Annotated in this window: 1 protein-coding gene; it reads right to left on the reverse strand. The window is 46.7% G+C overall.

The genetic code is table 11. The features are described 5' to 3' along the window. The coding region (locus V5290_RS17365; RefSeq protein ID WP_333388790.1) for a hypothetical protein at positions 1 to 578 on the reverse strand (578 nt) is incomplete at both ends.

A 578-nucleotide genomic window follows, 5' to 3' on the forward strand; every position in this document is an offset into this window, starting at 1 on the left:
AGTTCAGCACCCGCTTGGGTTAATACCACCGCACCATCAACTAATGCATAGTTAACGGTATCGCTTAAGGTGACCGTCACCTCATCACCGTCTTCATCGAAAGTCTCGAATGTCGCGACTTCAGCACCTTCAACGGCACTACCATCGTCTTCAGTAAAGTCGTTACTTACTAGGTTAATAATTTCTGGTGCGTCATTGACGGTATCTACGCTTGGATCGATAGAGACCGTCTCGCCATCTGTCGTGCCGTCGTTTGGGATAAGTGTAAATGCAGGTAACTCTTGACCGCTATTGACTAATTCCGCGCCCGCTTGGGTTAACACCACCGCACCATCAACTAATGCATAGTTAACTGTATCGCTTAAAGTGACCGTCACCTCATCACCGTCTTCATCGAAAGTCTCGAATGTCGCGACTTCAGCACCTTCAACCGCGCTGCCGTCATCTTCAATAAAGTCGTTACTTACTAGGTTAATAATTTCTGAGGCATCATTGACTGTGGTAACACTTGGATCAACGCTTACCGTATCACCATCTGTCATGCCATCATTTGGAATCAAGGTAAACGCTGGTAACTC

Source organism: Psychromonas arctica, assembly GCF_036697365.1.
Classification (GTDB): Bacteria; Pseudomonadota; Gammaproteobacteria; order Enterobacterales; family Psychromonadaceae; genus Psychromonas; species Psychromonas arctica_A.